This window comes from Mesorhizobium sp. M2A.F.Ca.ET.037.01.1.1 (assembly GCF_003998075.1).
Classification (GTDB): Bacteria; Pseudomonadota; Alphaproteobacteria; order Rhizobiales; family Rhizobiaceae; genus Mesorhizobium.
In genome coordinates this window covers 1-5,089 of sequence record NZ_RZSA01000451.1, presented here as the reverse complement: position 1 = coordinate 5,089, position 5,089 = coordinate 1, and the positions used below count along the sequence as shown (strand labels likewise).

Sequence of the window (5,089 nt, the reverse complement as noted above, 5' to 3'; positions counted from 1 at the left end):
GGTGAGTAATGCGGACCGTGAGGCCGGTCGTCCCCACACGGGCTGCAGTTGACGGCTTTATCCAAGGCGAAAGTCGAGGCTGCGGTGCGCATTGTCGAGCGCTGGCTTCTGGGCCGGCTGCTGTCAATGGGCACCGAAGTTTCCGCAGATGTGGGCATCCAATTTTCCCTAGTTTGCGGGTGAAGGTCTCGGTGATCAGCCGGCTTCTGGATCGGTCGGTTTCAGTCCTGCTGGGCGGCCACGCTTTTTCGGCGGTGGCGGCGGATTGATGAGCGCTTTGGAGCGAACATGCTCGGGAACAAGATCAGCGTGCTGGCGCAATCGGTAGCTCGATCCTTCGATCTGCACGACGACGGCATGATGAAGAAGCCTGTCGAGCAGTGCTGTTGCGACAACAGGATCACCAAAAACTTCGCCCCATTCTGCAAAGCCACGATTGGAGGTGAGGATCATGGCACCCTTCTCGTAGCGGGCATTGACGAGCTGGAAGAAGAGATTGCCGCCGCCGGGCACGACCGGGAGATAGCCGATTTCGTCGACGACCAGCAGGGATGCGCGGCATAGATAGCGGATACGCTCGCGCAACTGCCCCTCGCGCTCGGCCTGCGGGCTTCGCAAAGTCCGGGACAAGGATTTCAGTAAGTCGCGGACACGGATTTCAGTAAGTCCGGGACACGCAATTCAGTAAGTCGCGGACAAAGCCGGCAGCGGAATTGGGTCGATTTTCGTGAGCGCCGATCTGGCATTTTGCCCTCGTATTCGAAGCGAGGACATCAATGCCGAGACGGAAGCGAGCGAGACATACGAGCGTGAAGGATATCCGATCGATACTGCGGCTGACGTTCGAGCAGGGCCTGCCTGTGCGGGCGGTTTCGGAGCGTTTGAAGATCAGCAAGACGTCGGTGTCGACGTATCTGCTGCGGGCGCGGGAAGTCGGACTTGCGGTCTGGCCGCTGCCGCCTGGACTGGACGATGACGAGGTTCTGGAGCGACGGCTCTTTCGCCGGATGGGACGGCCGCCGCGCGACATCGATGAGCCGGACTGGCCGAAGATTGCCAGCGAGCTGAAGCGGAAAGGCGTGACGCTCAATCTTCTGTGGCAGGAATATCGTGAGACCCATGTGGACGGCTATGGCTACACCTGGTTCTGCGGCCGTTTTGGCGAATACGAAAGCCGCGTCAAACCCACCTATCGCAACCGACACGTTGCTGGCGTCGCGATGGAGTGCGACTATGCTGGACACACGATCCCCATTATCGACCCGTCGACAGGAGAGATCTACGCGGCCCAGATTTACGTCGCGGTGCTGAGCGCGTCGCAATTGACGTTCTCTTATGCGAGCTTCAGCCAGAAGCTGCCGGATTGGATCGAAGCGAACCAAAGGGCCTTCAGTTACTTCGGCGGCGTGACCAAGACGACGATCTGCGACAATCTCAAATCCGCGGTTGCTAAGGCGCTTTGGTTCGAGCCGACGTTAAATGCGACCTTTGCCGCCTTCGCCGAACACTACGATACGACCATCCTTCCAGCACGGCCGAAACGTCCTCGGGATAAGCCATCCGCCGAAGGTTCGGTTTTAATCGTCGAGAGGTGGGTGCTGGCCAGGCTTCGAAACGAACGCTTCTTCAGCCTTGCTGATCTCAATATCCGGATCAGCGCTTTGATCGAGGACCTCAATGGTCGCACCATGCGCCGTTACGGCAAATCCCGCCGTGCGTTGTTTGATGAGGTCGAACGCACCCAGCTCAAGCCACTGCCGGCAACACCATTTGAGTATGCGGAATGGAAAGTCGCCAAGGTCCATCCCGACTATCATGTCGAAGTCGACAAGACCTTCTACTCCGTGCCGCACGGTCTGATCGGCAGGCGGGTCGATGTGAGACTGACCTACCGGGCAGTCGAGATCTTCTTTGACCATAAGCGGATCGCCAGCCACATCAGAAGCTCGCAGCGCTCGGGCCACATCACCGTCAATGAGCATATGCCGAAGTCCCACCAGCGCTATGCAAACACGACGCCTCACACATTGCGCAAGGAAGCGGCAAAAGTCGGAAGCAATACGGCGATATTTATCGAGCGTCTGCTGAGTGACCGCCCGCATCCGGAACAAGGCTATCGATCCGCGCAGGGCGTCCTTTCCTTGGCGCGACGCTACAAATCCGATCGCCTGGAAACAGCGTGCGAGCGTGCCTTGACCATCAATGCACTGAGCTATTCATCCGTCGCCAACATTCTCAAATCGGGTCTCGACCAAGCTCCACCCGCAAGCGAGGCCGTCAAGCCGGCACCGCCGCACGGCAATATCCGCGGCAAAACCTACTATCAATGAGAAAGGAAGACACCCAGATGCTGACACATCCAACCCTAGATCAAATGCACACGCTCGGCCTTGCCGGAATGGCAACGGCCTATCGCGAGCTTGCCGAGCAGATCCATGGCAACGACCTCAGCTTTGACGAGCGGCTCGGCCTGATGCTCGACCGCGAGATCGCACTGAGAACAGACAAACGACTGACCAATCGGCTGGCAACTGCAAAGCTGCGTTTTGCCAATGCATCGATCGAAGACATCGATTTTAGCACGCACCGCGGTCTTGATCGCCGCAACGTTTTGTCCTTGGCGCAAGGCGCATGGCTGAAGGCAAACGAGAACTTGATTCTGACAGGCCAAACGGGCACCGGAAAAACTTGGATTGCCTGCGCTTTTGGAAGACAGGCGGCAAGGCTCGACTATTCCGTGCTTTACGTTCGAATGCCGCGGCTCTTCGAAGATCTCGCACTTGCCAGGCTCGACGGACGCTTTCCGCGCCTCATCGACAAGCTTGCCCGTGTCCAACTGCTGATCCTCGACGACTGGGGAACGCATACGCTGAGCGATCGGCAGCGCCTCGATCTGCTGGAAATCTTCGAGGAGCGGTACCGGCGAAAATCGACGCTGATCACGGCTCAAATTCCCGTAGCCGCCTGGCATGAAATGATCGGAGAGGCCACTTTAGCTGACGCAATTCTGGACCGCATCGTTCATAACGCCCACCGCATAACGCTCGAAGGCGACAGCATGCGAAAGCGAAAAACACCCACACTCTTGACCGGCGGCGAAATAACCGAAATCAATCACTCCTAACAGCAACAAGGCAAACGGAACTCGATCCCTCCGTTGTCCGCGACTTTGCGAAACGCTTGTCCGCGACTTACTGAAACCGCTGTCCCAATTTAGCGAAATCCGCACTCGGCCTTGGCCAGCGAGGCGATAATGTCGGCGAGCGTGGAGAAGTAGACGCTCTTTGCGGCCTTGACGGCTTCGACGGCGAGCGCGGTCGCCAGATGGCTCTTGCCGGTGCCGGGCGGGCCGAGAAGATGGACTACCTCCGCCCGCTCGATGAACTTCAGTTCGGCCAGCGCCATGATGCGGTTCCGATCGAGCGATGGCTGGAAAGCGAAGTCGAAGCCGGCGAGCGTCTTGATGGTGGTCAGGCGCGCCATCATCAGAGCAGCCTTGATGCGCCGACTTTCGCGCAGAGTTAGTTCTTCCACCAGAAGTTCGTCGAAGGCCTGGATGCCGTCGATCTCGCCCTGCTCGATGCGCCGCAGGGTCGCGTCAAGCGCTTCGAGCGCCCGTGGCATGCGCAGCCCGACCAGGCTCTTCCTGATGCTGTCGATCGTGGATGCGTGCATGGTCATGACCGGCTCCCCGCGACGGCCAGTCGCTCGGCGATGGCCTGATAGAAGTCGAGCGAGCGCCGGGCGACATGATCGCCGAGGCGGCCGACGATGATATCCGGGGCGGTCTTCCTCGCGGCGTGGCGAGCTAACCCCTGACGATGCGCAGGATCGATCCGATATTGGCGGCGCCCCTCGAGCACAGGATGGCTGGCGACCAGCCGGCCTTCGTCGAGGATGCGGATGCAGTCGGCAAGCTGGTGAACCTCGACAAGGCGCCGGGTGCGATCGGGAACGCTGTAGTAGTTGCCGCCGATCGAGACGAGACCATCATGGCTGACGCGACGCTCCAGCTTGAGAAGCGCGTCGAAGGGAACTGCCGGGAGAGATTGAAGTTCCGGCTGCTCCGCCGCGAAGGCTTCGCTGACGATGCGTTGCGTGGTGCCGTGCAGGCGAGCATTGGCGACGGTGTCGAGCCAATCTCGCAATTGCTCGTTCAGGTCCTCGAGATTGCGGAAGCTGCGGGCCAGGAAGAAGTCCTCGCGGATATAGCGGAATGGTCGCTCGACTTTGCCCTTGGTTTTGGCGCGATACGGCCGGCAGGCTCTGGGCTGGAAGCCAAAGTGCCTGGCCAGCGCCAGCAGCGAGCGATTGTAGATGATGTGGCCTTCGTTATCTTCGCCGGTGACCGCCGTCTTCATCCTGTCGTAGAGGATCTCGATCGGTACTCCTCCAATGGCGTCGAACGCCTGCATGTGACAGCGCAGCAGCGTTTGCAGGTCCTGGTGCATGACGTAGCGGGCGAAGATGTAGCGCGAGTGGCCAAGCACGAGCGAGAACAGCCAGACGATGCGCGTCACGCCCGGCGCGTCGGTGAACTCGGTGACGAAGCGCGCGAAGTTGATCTGTGCTTGATATCCGGCCGGGGTCTCGAACCGCACCTCGAAGGGACGCACCTGCTCCTGCGGTCGGATTGCGGCCACCAAGCGCTTCACGGCGGTGTAGGCGCCGTCATAGCCGCGCTCACGAATCTCGCGCGTCAGGCGCACGGCGCTCAGATCGGGAAAGGCCGAGACCCGTTCGCGCAGATAGTCGACAAAGGGCACGATCTTGTTTGGCCGCCCCGCCTGTCGCGGGCCATAGGCGGGAAGTTCGAGCCCGCGCTCGATGTATTTGCGGACCGTCTTGGGATCGCGGCCCGTTCGCCGAGCAATCGCGGTCACGGACAGGCCCTGACGGTGCAAATCCAATATCATCAGAAGTTCTCCAAGTTGGACCACCAGCGCCGCTCCGATTCCGATCAAATCGGGACGGACTATCGACGCCGGAGCGAAAGCCGCCAGTTCCGGCACGCGTCCCGGAACTGGCGGCTTTCGCTCCGGCGTCGATAGTCCGTCCCGATTTGATCGGAATCGGAGCGGCGCTGGTG

At 60.1% G+C, this 5,089-nt stretch carries 3 protein-coding genes and 2 pseudogenes; 2 read left to right on the top strand and 3 right to left on the bottom strand.

All coding sequences use genetic code 11. The annotated features are described in order from the left end of the window. Nucleotides 1–195 precede the first annotated feature (195 nt). Nucleotides 196–651 (bottom strand): annotated as a pseudogene (locus EOA27_RS21185) (ATP-binding protein); the annotation flags it as partial. 125 nt (nucleotides 652–776) lie between these two features. Between EOA27_RS21185 and istA (EOA27_RS21180) the strand changes: the two are divergent. Together istA (EOA27_RS21180) and istB are read left to right on the top strand one after the other, a co-directional pair. Further along, a complete protein-coding gene (istA, locus tag EOA27_RS21180; protein WP_127257078.1) occupies nucleotides 777–2,330 on the top strand; it encodes an IS21 family transposase in 1,554 nt (517 codons plus the stop codon). A gap of 17 nt (nucleotides 2,331–2,347) precedes the next feature. After that, nucleotides 2,348–3,124: an IS21-like element helper ATPase IstB gene (gene istB / locus EOA27_RS21175; RefSeq protein ID WP_127257076.1), complete on the top strand. Its 777-nt coding sequence runs from the start codon at nucleotides 2,348–2,350 to the stop codon at nucleotides 3,122–3,124. A gap of 104 nt (nucleotides 3,125–3,228) precedes the next feature. On the opposite strand, the pseudogene EOA27_RS21165 reads toward istB, so the two are convergent. Further along, a pseudogene (locus EOA27_RS21165) lies at nucleotides 3,229–3,681 on the bottom strand (ATP-binding protein); the annotation flags it as partial. After that, nucleotides 3,678–4,940, bottom strand: coding sequence for an IS21 family transposase (istA, locus tag EOA27_RS21160; RefSeq protein WP_127257072.1), 1,263 nt, complete (start codon nucleotides 4,938–4,940; stop codon nucleotides 3,678–3,680). The pseudogene EOA27_RS21165 and the gene istA (EOA27_RS21160), both read right to left, overlap by 4 nt. Nucleotides 4,941–5,089 lie beyond the last annotated feature (149 nt).

Coding starts and splice junctions, on each gene's coding strand:
- istB (WP_127257076.1), top strand. CDS start 2,348: ATGCTGACACATCCAACCCTAGATCAAATGCACACGCTCGGCCTTGCC.
- istA (WP_127257078.1), top strand. CDS start 777: ATGCCGAGACGGAAGCGAGCGAGACATACGAGCGTGAAGGATATCCGA.